A 15,953-nucleotide genomic window follows, 5' to 3' on the forward strand; every position below is an offset into this window, starting at 1 on the left:
ACACGAGCAGGGACCGCCGTGCAGGAGATCCTGCCGCTCACCCCGATGCAGGAAGGGCTGCTGTTCCACGCGCAGGAGGCCGGTGCGGTCGACCCGTACGTCAGCCAGCTCGTCGTCGATCTCGACGGGCCGGTCGACACGGCGGAGCTGCGCGCCGCAGCCGAGGCGCTCGTCCGGCGGCACGACGTGCTGCGCTCGGCGTTCCGGTTCGGCCGGTCCGGCACACCCGTGCAGGTCGTGCTGGCCGAGGTGCCGCTCGACTGGACCGAGGTCGCGGCGCCCGACGCCGAGGAGACGGCGGCGGCCGACCTGCGCCGCGGCTTCGACCTGCGCCGGGCGCCGCTCGTGCGGTTCACGGCCGTCCGGACCGGGGCCGAGCGCGTGACGCTGGTGGTGACGACCCACCACATCCTGCTCGACGGCTGGTCGACGGCGTTGCTGCTCGGCGAGCTGCTGCAGGCCTACAGCGGTGTCGACGTGCCTGCGGCGCCGCCGTACCGGGAGTACGTGAAGTGGCTGCGCGGCCGGGACACCGCTGCGGCGTCCGCGGCCTGGCGCGACGCGTTCACGGGGCTCGATTCACCGAAGCTGCTCATGCCGGAACCGCTGCCCGCCGAACAGCTGACGATCGAGCGGCGCATCCCGGCGGGCCCGACCGCACGGCTGAACGCGCTGGCCCGCCGGCTCGGGGTCACGGTGAACGTGCTGGTCCAGGCCGCAACCGGGCTCGTCCTGGGCACGCTGACCGGCCGCACCGACACCGTCCTCGGCGCAACCGCGTCGGGCCGCCCGCCCGAGCTGCCCGGTTATGCGTCGATGGTCGGGCTCTTCGTCACGACCTACCCGGTGCGGGTGCGGCAGGCGCCGGGCGAGCGGGTGGCGGAGCTGTTGAGCCGGTTGCAGGCGGAGCAGGCCGAGCTGCTCGACCACCAGCACCTCGGCCTCGCCGCGATCCAGTGCGCGGTCGGCCGGCAGGACCTCTTCGACCTGCTCACGGTGTTCGAGAGCTATCCCGTCGACCGGGCCGCGCTGCGCGGCGCCGAGGACCGCTCCGGCGTGCGGATGGCCGGCCTGCACGGGCAGGAGACCACGCACTACCCGTTCACGCTGCTGGTGTTCCCGCAGGACGAGCTGACCTTCCGGCTCACCCACCGGCCCGGCGCCGCGGTCGCCGACCTGCTCGAACGCCTCGAACGGGTGCTCATCGCGATGGCCGACGACCCGGAGGCGCCGGTCGCGGCGCTGGCCGCGCTCTCGACGCCGGACCGGCCCGGGTGGCACGGGAGCAGCGTCGACGTCGGGCCCGCGGTGCTCACCGGGCGCGTTCCGGCCGGTCAGGCGCCTGCCGTCGAGTGCGGCGCCGAGGTCGTCACGTTCGACGAGCTCGCGGCGCGGGTCAACCGGCTGGCCCGCTACCTCGCCGGGCGCGGTGTCGGGCCCGAGTCGGTGGTCGGGGTGCGGCTGCCGCGTTCGATCGACATGGTTGTTGCGGTGCTCGCCGTGCACGCCGCCGGTGGCGCGTTCCTGCCGCTCGACCCGGGCTACCCGGCGGAGCGGCTCGCGTTCATGATCGAGGACGCGGCGCCCGACCTCGTGATCGACGAGGAGCTGCTCCGCGACCAGGCGATCGCGGCGGGGTCCACCGCCGCACTCGAACCGCGGTCGCATCCCGCACACCCGGCATACATCGTGTATACATCTGGTTCGACAGGTCGGCCGAAGGGCATCACGATGCCGCACTCGGCGCTGGTGAACCTGCTGGCGTGGAGCGACCGCGAGCCACTCCGGGCGCGGCGCCGAGCCGCCCAGTTCACCAGCCTGAGCTTCGACGTCGCCGTCCAGGAGATTTACACAACCCTGCAGCGCGGCCACTGCCTCGTCCTGCCACCCGACGAGGTGCGCACCGACATGGCCGGGTTCGCGCGCTGGCTCGTCGAGCAGCGGGTCGACGACCTGTATGCACCGGACGTCGTGGTCAGGGAGGTGCTCGCGGAGCTGCCGCCCGGTTCGCCGTACCCGTCGGCGGTGCACCAGGCCGGCGAGGCGTTCGTGCTCGGGCCGGCGGCGCGCGCGGCGTCGGCGCAGCTGCACAACCACTACGGACCGGCCGAGACGCACGTCGTCACCGCGCACCGGCTCGATGGCGCCCCGGCCGGCTGGCCCGCCACGGCCCCGATCGGGCGGCCGATCTGGAACACGACCGCGCACGTGCTCGACCCGTTCCTGCGCAGGGTGGCACCGGGGGTGGTCGGCGAGCTGTACGTCGGGGGCGCCGCGCTCGCGCGCGGCTACTACCGGCAACCGGGGCTGACCGCTGCGCGGTTCGTCGCCGACCCGGCCGGCACGGGGGAGCGGCTCTACCGCACCGGCGACCTGGTGCGCCGCGCCGCCGACGGCGAGCTGGAGTTCGTCGGGCGGGCCGACGACCAGGTCAAGATCCGCGGGTTCCGGGTGGAGCCCGGCGAGGTGGAGGCGGCGCTGTCGGCCGTGTCGGGGGTCTCGGCCGCGGCGGTGGCGGTGCACCGGAACCGGCTGGTCGGGTACGTCGTCGGCGCGGTTGACGGCACGACCGTGCGCGCGCAGGTCGCGGACGTCCTGCCAGGGCACATGGTGCCCACACCCGTCGTCGTGGTGGATGCGTTGCCGCGAACGCCCAGCGGCAAGGTCGACCGCCGCGCACTGCCCGAACCGGACGTCCACGGGCCCGTGCAGCGGCTCGACGTGTCGCCGCGCGAGCAGCTGCTCTGCGACGTGTTCTCCGACGTGCTCGGCGTCGAGCGGGTCGGGCCGTCCGACGACTTCTTCGCACTCGGCGGGCACTCGCTGCTCGCGACGCGGCTGGTCGCGCGGGTGCGGACGCTGCTGGGGCGCGACCTCGCCGTGCGCACGGTCTTCGACCACCCCACCCCCGCCGCGCTGGCCCGTGCCGTCGAGGCGGCGGCCGCCGGGCGCCCGCCGCTGGTCGTCGGACCGCGGCCGGAGCGGCTGCCGCTCTCGCCCGCGCAGCGGCGGCTGTGGTTCCTCTACCGGCTCGACGGGCCGAGCCCGACGTACAACGTGCCCGTCGTCGCGCGCATGCACGGGCCGCTCGACATCGCCGCGTTCGAGGCCGCCGTCGGCGATGTGACCGACCGGCACGAGTCGCTGCGCACGGTGTTCCCCGAGGTCGACGGCGAGCCGGTGGCGGTGGTGCTGGAGTCGGCGCGGCCGGCGCTGCAGGTCGCGCACGGCCCGGCGGCCGTCGAGGACGCCGTGGTGCACCGGTTCGCGCTCGACGTCGAGCCGCCTGTGCGGTGCACGGTGGTGCCGTTCGGCCCGGAGGAGCACGTCGTCGTGCTGGTGGTGCACCACATCGCCGCTGACGAGTGGTCGATGCAGCCGCTGCTGGCCGACCTGGCGACGGCCTACCGCGCGCGGCTGGCCGGCAGTGCACCGGATAGGGCGCCGCTGCCCGTGCAGTACGCCGACTACGCGGTGTGGCAGCAGGGCCGGCTCGCCGACGGCTCGCAGGTGGCGTTCTGGCGCGAGCAGCTGCGTGGCCTGCCCGACGAGCTGGCGCTGCCGGTCGACCGGTCGCGGCCGCCGAACGCGAGCCACCGCGGCTGGACGGCGCCGTTCGAGCTCGCCGGCAAGGTCCCCGACCAGCTGCGCGACCTGGCCAGATCGTGCGGGGCGACCCCGTTCATGGTGGTGCAGGCCGCGGTGGCGGTGCTGCTGCACCGCCTCGGCGCCGGCGTCGACATCCCGATCGGCACGCCGGTCGCGGGCCGCACCGACGAGGCTCTCGACGGGCTCGTCGGCTTCTTCGTGAACACGCTGGTGCTGCGCACGGACCTCGCGGGCGACCCGACGTTCACCGAGCTGCTGGAACGCGTGCGCGCGGCCGACCTCGCCGCGTACGACCACCAGGACGTCCCGTTCGAGCGGCTGGTCGAGGAGCTGAACCCGCCGCGGTCGCTCGGGCGGCACCCGCTGTTCCAGACCATGGTCACGTTCCGGCCGCTGGGCGCGTCGGCGCCGGAGTTGCCGGGGCTGAGCGTCGCCACCGAGCCGTTCCAGCAGACCGTCGCGCGGTTCGACCTCGCCGTCGACCTCGTCGAGCTGGAGCCGGGGGTGGTGCACGGCGGCGTCACCGTCGCGACCGACCTCTTCGACGCGGCGACGGCCGGCGTGCTCGCGGAGCGCTTCACGAGCGTGCTGCAGCAGCTGGTCGCCGACCCGGCGGCGCCGATCTCGGCCGTCGACGTGCTGCGCCCCGGCGAGCGCGACCGGGTGCTGGTGGAGTGGAACAACACGGCCGTCGACGTCTCGCCGGCCACGGCCGACGCGATGGTCGCGGCGCAGGTGGCTGCCACTCCGGACGCCACGGCGCTGCTGCTCGACGGCGTCGAGACCACGTACGCCGAGCTGGACGCCGACGCGAACCGGCTGGCCAGGATGCTGGTCGACATCGGCGTCGGGCCGGAGCAGGTGGTCGGGCTCGCGGTGCCGCGGTCCGTCGAGATGATCACGGCGGTGCTGGCGGTGCACAAGGCGGGCGGCGCGTACCTCCCGCTCGACCCGGAGTACCCGCCGGAGCGGCTGCGGTTCATGCTCTCCGACGCCGCGCCAGTCGTCGTGCTGGCGACGACCGCAACGGCGTCAGCGGTGCCGCAAGGCCCGATGACGGTGGTGCTCGATGCCGCTGACGTGCGACAACAGCTCGATTCGTACTCCGGCGAGCCGCTGATCGGCGGGGTGGCGCACCCGGACAACGCGGCGTACGTGATCTACACGTCGGGCTCGACGGGCAACCCGAAGGGCGTCACGGTGACCCACCGCGGGCTGCCGAGCCTGATCGCGACGGCGACCGGCGCCTGGTACGTCACGCCGGCGTCGCGGATCCTGCAGTACGCGTCGATCAGCTTCGACCTGTTCGCCTTCCAGGTGCTCATGGCGCTCACCGTGGGCGGCAGTCTGGTGCTGGTCAGGACGTCCCGGCTGAGCGGGATCGAGATCGTCGCGCTGGCCGAGCGGCACGCGATCACGCACGTCAACCTGCCGCCGACCCTGATGCAGGCGGCCGTCGACGAGGGCCCGTTCCCGCCCGGCACCGTGCTCGTCGTCGGCGGGGAGGCCTGCTCGGCGGAGCTGGTCAACCGGCTGGCCGGCGAGTACACGCTGCTCAACGCCTACGGCCCGACCGAGGCGACGGTCAACTCGACGATGTGGGAGGCGCGCGCCGGCATCACGGGGTTCGCGCCGATCGGCGTGCCCGACCCGAACACGACCGCGTATGTGCTGGACGACCGGCTGCGGCCGGTGCCGCCGGGTGTGGCGGGGGAGCTGTACCTCGGCGGCGACGGGATCGCGCGCGGCTACCGCGACCGGCCGGGGCTGACCGCGACGCGGTTCGTCGCGAACCCGTTCGGCGAGGGGCGGCTCTACCGCACCGGCGACCTGGTGCGCTGGAACGCGGCCGGCGAGCTCGACTTCCTCGGCCGCGTCGACGACCAGGTGCAGGTCAGAGGCGTGCGCGTCGAGCTGGGTGAGGTCGAGGCAGCGCTGATGGCGCAGCCGGGAGTGCGTGGGGCGTGTGTGGTGGCGCGGCCGGGCGAGGTCGGTGTGCGGCTCGTCGGGTACGTCGCCGGCGGCGCCGACCTCGACCCGCTGCGCGTCCGACGGGAGGTGGCCGCCGTGTTGCCGGCGAGCGCCGTGCCCGCGGCGGTGGTTCGGGTGGACGTGCTGCCGGTCGGCCCGAACGGCAAGGTGGACAAGCCGGCGCTGCCGTCGCCGGAGTCCACCGCGCGGACCGGCCGCGCGCCCGCGACCGAGCTGGAACGGGAGCTGTGCGGCGTCTTCGCCGACGTGCTCGGGGTGTCCTCGGTCGGGCCCGACGACGGGTTCTTCGAACTGGGCGGGCACTCCCTGCTCGCGACCCGGCTCGTCGCGAATGTGCGCGCCGAGCTGGGCGTCGAGGTGACGATCCGGGACGTGTTCGCCGCACCGACGGTCGCCGGGCTGGCCGGGGTGGTGACGGGCGGGGCGGGGGCGTCCGGCTTCGAGGTGGTGCACCCGCTGCGCGCGGGCGGCTCGCTGGCGCCGCTGTTCTGCATCCACTCCGCCGACGGCGTGAGCTGGCCGTACGCCGCGATGCTGCCGTGGATCGACCGGGAGCGGCCGGTGTACGGGCTGCAGGCGCCGATGCTCACCGGCGGCACGGCGGGCTCGCTCGACGAGCTGGCCGCGCGGTACGTCGACGAGATCCGGCGGATCGCGCCGTCCGGGCCGCACCACGTGCTGGGGTGGTCGCTCGGCGGGCACATCGCGCACCTGGTCGCGAGCCGGCTCGACGCGGAGACGTTGATCGTCCTCGACGCGTACCCGCAGCACCCGGACGACCCGAAGCCGCAGGTCACATCGGAGATCATGAACGCGAGGCTCCTGCAGCTCAACGGCTACGACATCGGCCCGGACCGCCCGGTCGCGGTGGCGGAGCTGCACACGATCGTCACGTCTGGGCCCGGGGTGCTGGCCGGCTTCGCGAAGTCCGACCTCACCCGCCTGGCCGACACGATGCTCGAATGCCACCGCCTAGGCCTACCGAGCGACTACCCGCCGTTCCGCGGCGACGTCGTGTTCTGCACGGCCACGGATTCGTTCGGCTTCTCGTGGGACCGCTGGCGCCCGTACGTCGACGGCAAGATCCACAACCACGACATCCCCTGCCGCCACGGCGACATGATGACCCCCGCAGCGGCCGAGAAGATCGGCCGAATCACCAACCGCGCCCTCTAACTCCCCCACCGTTTTGGGTGGATGCGCGCCCGCACAGCGCGCAAGTACCCAAAACGATGGGCAACTTCCCCACCGTTTTGCCAACCTGCACACCCGAAACGCCGTGCAGGTAGGCAAAACGGTGGGGACCTTCTACTGGTCGTCGAGTCACCGTGCCCAACGTCCCCACCGTTTTGGGTGGATGCGCGCTCCCACGGCGCGCAGGTGCCCAAAACGGTGGGGAAGTTCGACTGCGTGTCGACGTCAGTCGGGGAGTTTGGCGACCGACTCCGCCAGCGGTGTGACGAGGTTGTCGATCACGTACGGCTGGCTGAGGGGTGTGCTGAGCGAGATGGCGTCGACGATGTTCGGGATCGCGCGCAGCTCGACGACCCGCTTCGCCTCCACCACCGGCAGCTGCCGGAACAACTGCTGCCCGTAGACCGTGTCGTGCTCCGCCTGCGACAGCGTCTGCAGCAGCAGGACGTCGGCGTCGAGCAGTCCGACGTTCTCCGGGCTGATCGACGGGGTGCCGCTCGCCGCGATGTCCGCCACCCGCTGCGGCTGCACGAAGCCCATCCCGGTGAGGAACTGCTGCCGCGGGTCGGACGGCTTGAAGACGTAGTACGCCTGCCCACCCTGGTATCCGCCGTAGGTGTAGACCGCCGAGCGGCCGGCGAACTCGGGGTGCGCCTTCTTCACGGCGTCGTACTTCGCGTCGAGCCCCTCGATGATCGACGTCGCCCGCTCGGGCTCGCCGAGTATCTGGCCCATCGTGCGCACCGACTCGCGCCAGTCGTGCCCGTACTGCCCGGCCACCTTCGGTGCGACGGTCGGCGCGATCGCGGTGAGCTTCGAGTACTGCTCGGCGGTGATGTTGTCGAAGCCGACGATGAGGTCGGGGTCGAGCCGGGCGATCGTCTCGAAGTCCATCGCCGCGGCCGGCAGCTTCACCGGCGGGGTGCCGGTGACCTTGGCGTCCGCCCACGGTCCGACGCCGCTGGGCCGGTCGGCGAACCACGACGTCCACCCGACGGGCTGCACGTCGAACGCGAGCGGGTACTCGGCGTCGGTGTAGCCGACCGTGACGATCCGCGTCGGCCGTGCCGTGATCTCGGTGGTGCCGAACGCGTGCGTGATCGTCACGGGGAACCCCGGTGCGGGTGCCGCGGCCGGCGCCGTGGGGGCGGGACCGGTGCCGCACCCGGCGAGCACGACGGCCGCGCCGAGCAGGGCTCCGATCAGACGGCGTCTTCCGATGGGGGGCACTGATCCTCCTGGACGGCACGAGGGTTGTGTTATCGGTAAGGGTTGCCTAACTTTACGAGAGTGCTCGTGACCGACGAAGACCGGATCCACCGCACTGTCCGGGAGTGGGCCCACGAGACCCAGGTCCGGCCCGACCCCGACGGCACGCTCCGCTGGCCGCTCACCTCCACCGGCCTCGAACTCGTCGCCGAGACCAGCCGCCTCTCGGCCACCGGCCACCACGTCCTCGCCGACGTCCGGGTCGAGTACGGCCCCGCGGACGGCGACCGTGCACCGGCCGGCCCGCTCACCGCGCCCCTGCTCGCGGCGCTGCTCGCGGCCGAGGTCGCCTACCGCGGCGGCGGCCGCGCCGAGTGGGATCCCGCTGCCGCGAGCGCGGCGCTGGTGGCCGCCGCGGCCACCGACGAGGGCGCCCCGTTCGTCACGGCCGACGGTGGCAGCGCGCTCGCCGAGTCGCTCCAGGGCCGCTCACCTGCCGAGATCCGCAGCTGGTTCGCCGAATGGGCGGGCTCGGTGCTGCTCCCGGCCGTCCGGCGCTTCGACGCGGAACCCGTCGACGAGACGACGGAGGCCGCGGCCGCGCGTCTCTCCGACGGCTGCCTGCGCCGCCGTGTCATCGGCGTCGTCGGCGCGCTCGGTGCGGCGGGCCTCGCCGACGAGGCCGAGCTGGTCGCCGACCTGCGGGGGTTGCTCGCGCCGCTCGCCGAAGACTCCGCGCTCGTGCGCACCTGGCTGGAGGCGAGCGTCCTGCCCTCCCGCGCCGGCCTGATCACGGGACTGCGCGGGCGCGATGAGGTGTTCGGACCGACCGGCGCCTACATCGAGACGGTCAACCCGCTCCGCACGGCCGCGCCGAGCGAGGTGCACGCCGGCGTGCCGGGTCCGGTGCTGCCGGAGCTCGGCGAGGGCTGGGACCTGCGACTGGTCGACCCCGACTCGTCCGACGTCGACATGGTCACCCGCTGGATGGCGTTCCCGCACGTCGAACGCGGTTGGCGGCAGGCGTGGCCGCGCGAGCAGTGGGCCGCCGAGCTCGCCGCCCAGCGCGCCGGCAACGCGACGATCCCGTGCATCGCGTCGTTCCACGGCGTCCCCACCGCATACATCGAGCTCTACCGCGCGGTGCGCAGCCCGCTCGCCGACCGCTACGAGGCCTGGTCGCACGACATCGGCATCCACATCGCGATCGCCGAGATCGGCACCATCGGCAAGGGCGCAGGCACCTGGCTGGTGCGCGAGCTCGGCAGCGGCACGTTCGCCGCCGACCCCGGCTGCCGCCGCATCGTCGGCGAACCGAACGTGCACAACCTCGCGACGCTGCGCCTCGTCGAGAAGGTCGGCTACCGGCTGCCCCGCGAGATCCCGTACCCGCACAAGAACGCCGCTCTGATCATCCGTACCCCCTGAAGGGACGTTCATGGCTCTGCGCACTGCCAAGGAGTACGCCGAGGGACTGCGTGACGGGCGCCGCGTGCACTTCCGCGGTGAGCGCGTCCCAGACGTCACGGAGCACCCCGTCATCGGGGTGGCCGTGCGGCACGCGGCGACCGACTTCGAGATGGCGGAGGACCCGCGGTACCGCGAACTGGCGGTCGTGGCCGGCGAGCACGGCGAGTTCAGCCGCTACTTCGAGGAGCCGCGCACCGGCGCCGACCTGCGCAGGCGATCCGAGCTGATCGCCGAGGCCACCGCGCGGGGCCGGACGCTCGTGCCGCTCGTGAAGGAGATCGGCACCGACGCGCTGTTCGCGCTGCTGCGGGTCGCGCCGCAGGTCGACGCCGCGCACGGCACCACGTACACCGGACGCGTGCGGGCCTTCCTCGACCGCTGCCGCGACGGCGACCTGACGATGTCGGTGGCGCAGACCGATGTGAAGGGCGACCGGATGCTCGGCCCGTCTGCGCAGCCCGACCCCGACGCGTACCTGCACGTCGTCGAGCGGCGGCCCGACGGGATCGTCGTGCGCGGCGCGAAGGTGCATACATCGTGCACACCGAACGTCGACGAGCTGATCGTGCTCCCGACCAGGGCGATGGGGCCGGCCGACACCGACTACGCTGTCTCGTTCGCGGTGCCGATCGACACACCGGGGTTGGTGCTGGTGGCGAGCCCCTACGGCGGAGTCGGCGCCGAGACGTTCGACGCCCCGATCTCGTCGCGGCACAAGATGATGGAGACGGTGACGATCTTCGAGGACGTCTTCGTGCCGAACGAGCGGGTCTTCCTCGCCGGCGAGGCCGAGTTCAGTGGCCCGCTCGCGCTGGCGTTCGTCGAGTACCACCGGTTCACCGCCGTCTCCTACAAACTCCCGCTCGTCGACGCGCTGATCGGCGCGGCCGCGTTGCTCGCCGACATCAACGGGATCAGGAAAGCCGGCCACGTCCGCGACAAGCTGGTGCGCCTGATCAGCTACGCCGAGACGCTCCGCGCGCTGGTCGAGGCCGCCGCCGACCGTGCCGTCATGGACGAGTGCGGGCTCGCCGTGCCCGACCCGCTGACCACCAACATCGCGAAGTCGCACTTCGCGCACGGCTACCACGACGCCGTGCAGGACGTGCAGGACATGGCGGGCGCGCTGCTCGTCACCGCGCCGTCCGCCGCCGATTTCCGCAGCTCCGAGACCGGTGACCTGCTGCGCCGCTACCTCAGCGGCCGCGCCGGCCACGACGGCGAGGAGCGGGTGCGGGTGATGAACATGGTCAGCGATCTCACGACCGGCGACTTCGGCGGCTACCACGCGGTGCTCGCGATCCACGCCGAAGGATCGCTGGAGGCCGAGAAGCTCATGATCGCCAGGAGCTACCGGGCCGAGCGGGCCGTCTCCTACGCGCGTGAGCTGGCCGGTATCGCTCCATGAACGCAGGCACGTTCCTGCGTTCGGCGGTCCGCCCGGAGACGCCCGCGCTCGCCGCCGCGTTCGGCGCGACGGCGTTCCAGCAGCTGGCTTTCCTCGCCGTGCCGCTCTTCGTCCAGCGAGCGATCGACGACGGCATCCGGGCGGGCTCGGTCGAGGTCACCGCGATGTGGGCGGGTGTGGTCGCGGCGCTCGCGGTCGTCCTGCTGCTCGGCGCGATCGGCGGCGAGTGGTTCTCCGGCGTGGCGGCGACGGCGATCGCCGCGGCGCTGCGGCGCCGCGTCGCCGCGCACATCGCGACGCTCGACCGGCCGGCGCTCGACGCGTTCGGCCGTGGCGACCTCGCCATGCGCGTGAGCCGCGACGTCGAGCAGATCACCACCTGGGTGCAGGGGCTGGTGTGGTGGCTGCAGGTGGCGCTGACGATCGTGCTGGTGCTGCCCGCGATCTTCGCGCTCGACCCGTTGCTGCTGGTGGTGGCGGTGGCGACGGCCCCGCTGCTGGTGGCGGGCAGCATGCTGTTCCCGCGCTGGTTCGCCCGGCGCAACGCGCAGCTCTCCACCGCGCACGCGGCGCGCGCCGACGCCGTCGAGGACCTGCTGCACGCGAGCGCAGCTGTCCGCGGGCTCGGCGGCGAGCAGGTGCTCGTCGCGCGGCACCACGCGGCGAGCGGGCAGGTCACCCGGCACACGCACCTCGTCGCGCGGGTCGCGGCGAACTGGGCGGCGACCATGCCGGCCGTGCCGCGCGCCGCGATCGCCGTCGGTGTCCTCGTCGGCGGGTTCGCCGCGCTCGACGGCCGCACGACTGTCGGCGGCATCGTCGCGTTCACGTCGTGGATGACGATGTTCTCGGTGGCCGTCACGTTCCTGGTCGTGCTGCTCTCCAACCGCGGGGAGGCGAAGGTCGCCGCCGGGCGCATCGCCGAGGTGCTCGATACCAGGCCGGTGGTCGTCGACCCGGCCGACCCCGTGGCGCTGCCGGATCGCGGTCGGCTCGAGGTGCGTGGGGTGCCGGTCGGCGGCGGTCCGCTCGACCTGAACGTCGGGCCCGGCGAGCTGTTGGCGATCACCGGGCCGACCGGCTCGGGCAAGTCGACGTTCGCGCGGCTGCTCTGCCGGCTCGACGACCCGCCGTCCGGCGCGGTGCGTTACGGCGGCATCGACCTGCGGCTTGCGGTGTTGTCGCAGGTCAGGGCGCGGATCGGATACGTGGCGCAACGGCCGGTTGTGCTCGCGGGCACCATCGCGGACAACCTGCGGATGGGCCGCACGGTCACCGAGGACGACATGGTGGCCGCGGCCCGCGCCGCGACGTTCGACCGTGTTGTCGATGGTTTGCCCGACGGCTACGCCACCGAGGTCGGTGAGGGCGGCTCGACGCTCTCCGGCGGCCAGGTGCAGCGGTTGGCGCTGGCCAGGACGCTGCTCGCGCGGCCGGACGCGCTCGTGCTCGACGACGTCACCTCCGCGGTCGACGTCGTCACCGAGCGGGCGATCCTGCGTGGCATCCGCTCGTACCTCCCGGACGCCGCGGTGGTCGTCGTGACCAGCCGGCCGGGCGTGCTCGGTGTCGCCGACCGTGTCGTCGACCTCCGCACAGCACACCCCGAAGTCGTGGAGGCCGGCCGTGGCTGAGGTGCGGACGCTCGCCGCGGAGCCCGATACGACACAGGTTTACCGCCGCTTCTGGCCACACCTGCGCGCGCACCGGCGGGTGATCGTCCCGGCGCTGCTGGTCAGCCTGCTGAGCACGGCGTCGGTGGTGGCGATGGCGCCCGCCATCGGGCAGGCCGTCGCCGCCGTCATCGCGGGCGACCGCACCGCGCTGCTGGTGTGGTCCGGTGTGCTCGGCGGGCTCGTGATCGCCCGGATGCTGCTGCTCAGGGCCGCCGAACTGATGTTGACGCGCGCGGGGGAGCAGGTCGTGCGGACGCTGCGAGACCTGGCCGTCGAGGGGCTTGCCGGCGCGCCGCTGCGGTTCGTCGAGGCACACCGGGCGGGCGAGCTGCTGCGCCGCGCCACCGGCGAGATCGCCGAGCTCGCGGCGTTCGTCCGGCAGCACGTGCCCGACCTGCTCGCGATCCTCTCGACGCTCGGCATGACGTTCGTGGTGCTGTTCGTGTACTCGTGGCTGCTGACGCTGGTGGTGCTGGTGCTGTTCGTGCCGGCCGCCGCGTTCGTCGTGCGGTGGTTCAAGCGCGACGCCGACACCGCGTTCGCCGCGAAGGCCGCGGCGGAGGCGGCCGTCTCGGCCCGGTTCACCGAGACGATCACCGCGCACGAGGTGCTGGTGACCGGAGGCGGCATGGCCGAGCGGCTCGCGCTGCTCGACGCCGACGTCGCGACCGCGCGGACCGCGGCGATGCGCGCGGTTGCCGTGCAGACCCGGCTGACCGCGACGGGGTTCGTCGAGGGGCTGGCGACGGCGACGTTGTTGCTGGTCGGGGCGCTGTTGGCGGCGCAGGGGCAGGTGGGTGTGGCGGCGGTCGTGGTGTTCGTGCTGGCCACCCGCAACATGTTCGACGGGTTCCGCGGGCTCTCCGACCTCGTCGCGCAGCTGCAGACCGCGAAGATCGGGCTGGCACGCCTGCTCGACCTCTTCGACGCCGCGTCGCCGCACGTGGGTGACAAGGCGGGCGACGGCGTCCTGCCGGCGGCCGGCGAGCTGGTCGTCGAGGACGTGGAGTACGGCTATGGCGGCGCGCCGGTCTTGGCCGGGACGGTCCTGCGGATCGCCCAGGGCGAGCGGGTCGGGCTGGTCGGCGAGACCGGCTGCGGCAAGACGACGCTCGCGAAGCTGCTCTCCGGGCTCTACGAACCGGACAGCGGAAGCGTCCGGTTCGGCGACGTCGGGCTGACGTCCGTCGAGCCGGCGGAGCGCAGGCGGCGGATCGTGCTGGTGCCGCAGGCCGTGCACACGATCACGGCGACCGTCGCGGACAACATCGGGCTGATCCCGAGCCGCCCCGACCGCGCCGCGATGGAGGCGGCCGTCGACGCGCTGGGCGTCCGCGACTGGGTGGACGGGCTCCCCGACGGGCTCGACACCGTCGTCGGATCCGGCGGGCGGCGGCTCTCCGCGGGGGAACAGCAGCTGATCGGGCTGGTCAGGGCCGCGTTGACCGATCCGGCGGTGCTGATCCTGGACGAGGCGACGTCCGACATCGACCCCACCCTCGCGCGGCAGCTGGAAGCGGCCGTCGAGGGGCTGCGGGCCGACCGGACGCTCGTTGTCGTCGCGCACCGCGAATCGACCATCGAACGCCTGCCGCGGGTCGTGCGGCTCGTGGAGGGGCGGATCACCGACGGAGGCACGACGTGAGCCCAGACATGATCACCGAGGACCGCTATTCGGGGTTGTTCGCCAAGCAGGCGGGCTCGCCGACGCTGCGGGCGATCTACCGGGCGGCCTACGGGTCGGACTACCCGGAGGAGCTCGACCCGTTCGGCTTCGTGACCAGGGCCGACCTCGACCGGGTCGGTGAGCTGCTCGCCCTGCCCGAGGGCGCGACGATGGCGGACATCGGCTGCGGGCGCGGCGGGCCGGGGCTGTTCGTCGCACGCGCGAGCGGGGCGCGACTGACCGGGGTGGACGTCGTGCCCGGCGCGGTGGTGGACGCCGCGCTGCGCAGCCGCGGCCTCGGCGTGCCGGACGCCCGCTTCACCGTCGGCAGCTTCACCGCGACCGGACTGCCCGCGGCGTCGTGCGACGGGGTGATGAGCGTCGACACGCTGTGGATGGTCGTGGACAAGGAGGCCGCGGTTGCCGAAATCGCGCGGGTGCTGCGGCCCGGCGGGCGGTTCGTGTTGACGACCTGGGAGCCCACGCACGCCGACCATGCGGAATTGCTGCGCGCGGCCGGATTCGAAGTGCTCGTGCGCGAGGAGACACCGCGCTGGTTGGAACGCCAGCAGGCGGTCTATTCGGGCGTCCTCGCGGCCCGCGCCGTGCTGGAGGCCGAATTGGGCGTCGACGGTGCCGCCGTCCTGATCCGGGAGGCGGAGGAAACCCCGGACGTCCTGGCCGACACCCCGCGCCTCCTCCTCGCCGCGCACCACCCCTGAACTTCCCCACCGTTTTGCCAACCTGCACACGCAATACCCCGTGCAGGTTGGCAAAACGGTGGGGAAGTTCGGGGTGAACCACGGGCTGGACCACGAATCCGGAACGGACAGCGCTGACCTGCAGGTACGTCTGTCCGTGCGCGCGGCTGGTCCACCGCAATGGGTGTTCTGGTCTATCGCGCCCACTCCGGCCGTGGTTAGCGTGCCTGCACCACGAGGAGGTGGTGCGATGTTCCCGGCAGCGTCGAACGACCGCACCGCCGAGGCGAGGGCACGCCTGCTCGACCTGATCCACTCACTGGGGACGGGCGAGCGCATCCCGGCCGAGCGCGACCTGGCCCAGCGGTGGGGTGTCGCGCGGATGACGCTGCGCAAGGCGATCGACCGGCTCGTGCTCGACGGCCTGCTGGAGCGCCACGAGCGCCGAGGCACGTTCACGAGCCGCCCGCGGGTGCCGCGGCACCTGAGCATCTCGTCGTTCACCGAGGAGATGACCCGCCGCGGCGTCACACCCAGCAGCCGCACGCTGTCGCTGCGCCGCATCAAGGCCAGCACGACGGTGGCCCGCCACCTGCGGATCCCCGTCGGCGACCCGGTGATCCGGTTCGTCAGGCTGCGGCTCGGCGACGGCCAGCCGATGGCCGTCGAGACCAACCACGTGCCGGGGGTGCTGGTCCCCGACCTGACCGAGGCCGACCTCGTCGGTTCCTGGTACGCGCTGCTGGCCAGCAGGTACGGCATCCAGATCATGTCCGGCGTCGCGAACCTGGTGCCGGCCATGCCCGACGAGCGGACGGCCGAGCTGCTCGACATCCCCACGTCGCAGCCCTGCTTCAAGGTCCGGACGGTCGTGCGCGACCGGGCCGGCCGGATCGTCGAGATCGGCGAGTCCGTCTACCGGGGTGACGACTTCACGCTCACCGTCGAGCTGTTGCCCGGCACCGGGTCGCGGGAGCTTCCCCAGCCACGTACGCGCGCGACCTGACAGGAGGAACGATGGCCCCCCG

8 protein-coding genes are annotated in these 15,953 nt (G+C 73.2%); 7 read left to right on the forward strand and 1 reads right to left on the reverse strand.

Features of this window, described 5'->3' with window-relative positions; all coding sequences use genetic code 11:
- Nucleotides 1-18: 18 nt before the first annotated feature.
- Nucleotides 19-6,777 carry an amino acid adenylation domain-containing protein gene (locus LL648_RS27925; RefSeq protein WP_232665727.1) on the forward strand — a complete coding sequence of 2,253 codons (6,759 nt, stop codon included), beginning with the start codon at nucleotides 19-21 and terminating at the stop codon, nucleotides 6,775-6,777.
- Nucleotides 6,778-7,020: 243 nt separating this feature from the next.
- Here LL648_RS27925 and LL648_RS27930 read toward each other — a convergent pair whose 3' ends face one another.
- Nucleotides 7,021-8,025, reverse strand: a complete 1,005-nt coding sequence (locus LL648_RS27930; RefSeq protein WP_232665728.1) for an iron-siderophore ABC transporter substrate-binding protein — start codon at nucleotides 8,023-8,025, stop codon at nucleotides 7,021-7,023.
- Between the two features lie 66 nt (nucleotides 8,026-8,091).
- On the opposite strand from LL648_RS27930, the gene LL648_RS45420 reads away from it, so the two are divergent.
- The 6 genes from LL648_RS45420 to LL648_RS27960 all read left to right on the forward strand — a co-directional run bounded on the left by LL648_RS45420 (nucleotide 8,092) and on the right by LL648_RS27960 (nucleotide 15,931).
- Nucleotides 8,092-9,432 (forward strand): GNAT family N-acetyltransferase, encoded by a 1,341-nt coding sequence (locus LL648_RS45420; protein ID WP_232665729.1) that lies wholly within the window; start codon nucleotides 8,092-8,094, stop codon nucleotides 9,430-9,432.
- A 10-nt stretch (nucleotides 9,433-9,442) separates the two neighbouring features.
- Nucleotides 9,443-10,882 carry a 4-hydroxyphenylacetate 3-hydroxylase N-terminal domain-containing protein gene (locus LL648_RS27940; RefSeq protein ID WP_232665730.1) on the forward strand — a complete coding sequence of 480 codons (1,440 nt, stop codon included), beginning with the start codon at nucleotides 9,443-9,445 and terminating at the stop codon, nucleotides 10,880-10,882.
- The gene (locus LL648_RS27945) at nucleotides 10,879-12,516 is read left to right on the forward strand and encodes an ABC transporter ATP-binding protein (protein ID WP_232665731.1); all 1,638 of its coding nucleotides are present in this window, start codon (nucleotides 10,879-10,881) and stop codon (nucleotides 12,514-12,516) included. Before LL648_RS27940 ends, LL648_RS27945 begins: the two co-directional genes overlap by 4 nt.
- Nucleotides 12,509-14,203: an ABC transporter ATP-binding protein gene (locus LL648_RS27950; RefSeq protein ID WP_232665732.1), complete on the forward strand. Its 1,695-nt coding sequence runs from the start codon at nucleotides 12,509-12,511 to the stop codon at nucleotides 14,201-14,203. Before LL648_RS27945 ends, LL648_RS27950 begins: the two co-directional genes overlap by 8 nt.
- Nucleotides 14,200-14,946 carry a class I SAM-dependent methyltransferase gene (locus LL648_RS27955; protein ID WP_232665733.1) on the forward strand — a complete coding sequence of 249 codons (747 nt, stop codon included), beginning with the start codon at nucleotides 14,200-14,202 and terminating at the stop codon, nucleotides 14,944-14,946. The genes LL648_RS27950 and LL648_RS27955 overlap by 4 nt, the downstream gene beginning before the upstream one ends.
- Nucleotides 14,947-15,175: 229 nt before the next feature.
- Nucleotides 15,176-15,931, forward strand: coding sequence for a GntR family transcriptional regulator (locus LL648_RS27960; protein ID WP_232665734.1), 756 nt, complete (start codon nucleotides 15,176-15,178; stop codon nucleotides 15,929-15,931).
- Nucleotides 15,932-15,953 lie beyond the last annotated feature (22 nt).

It is taken from the genome of Pseudonocardia sp. TRM90224, from assembly GCF_021245725.1.
GTDB lineage: Bacteria > Actinomycetota > Actinomycetes > Mycobacteriales > Pseudonocardiaceae > Pseudonocardia.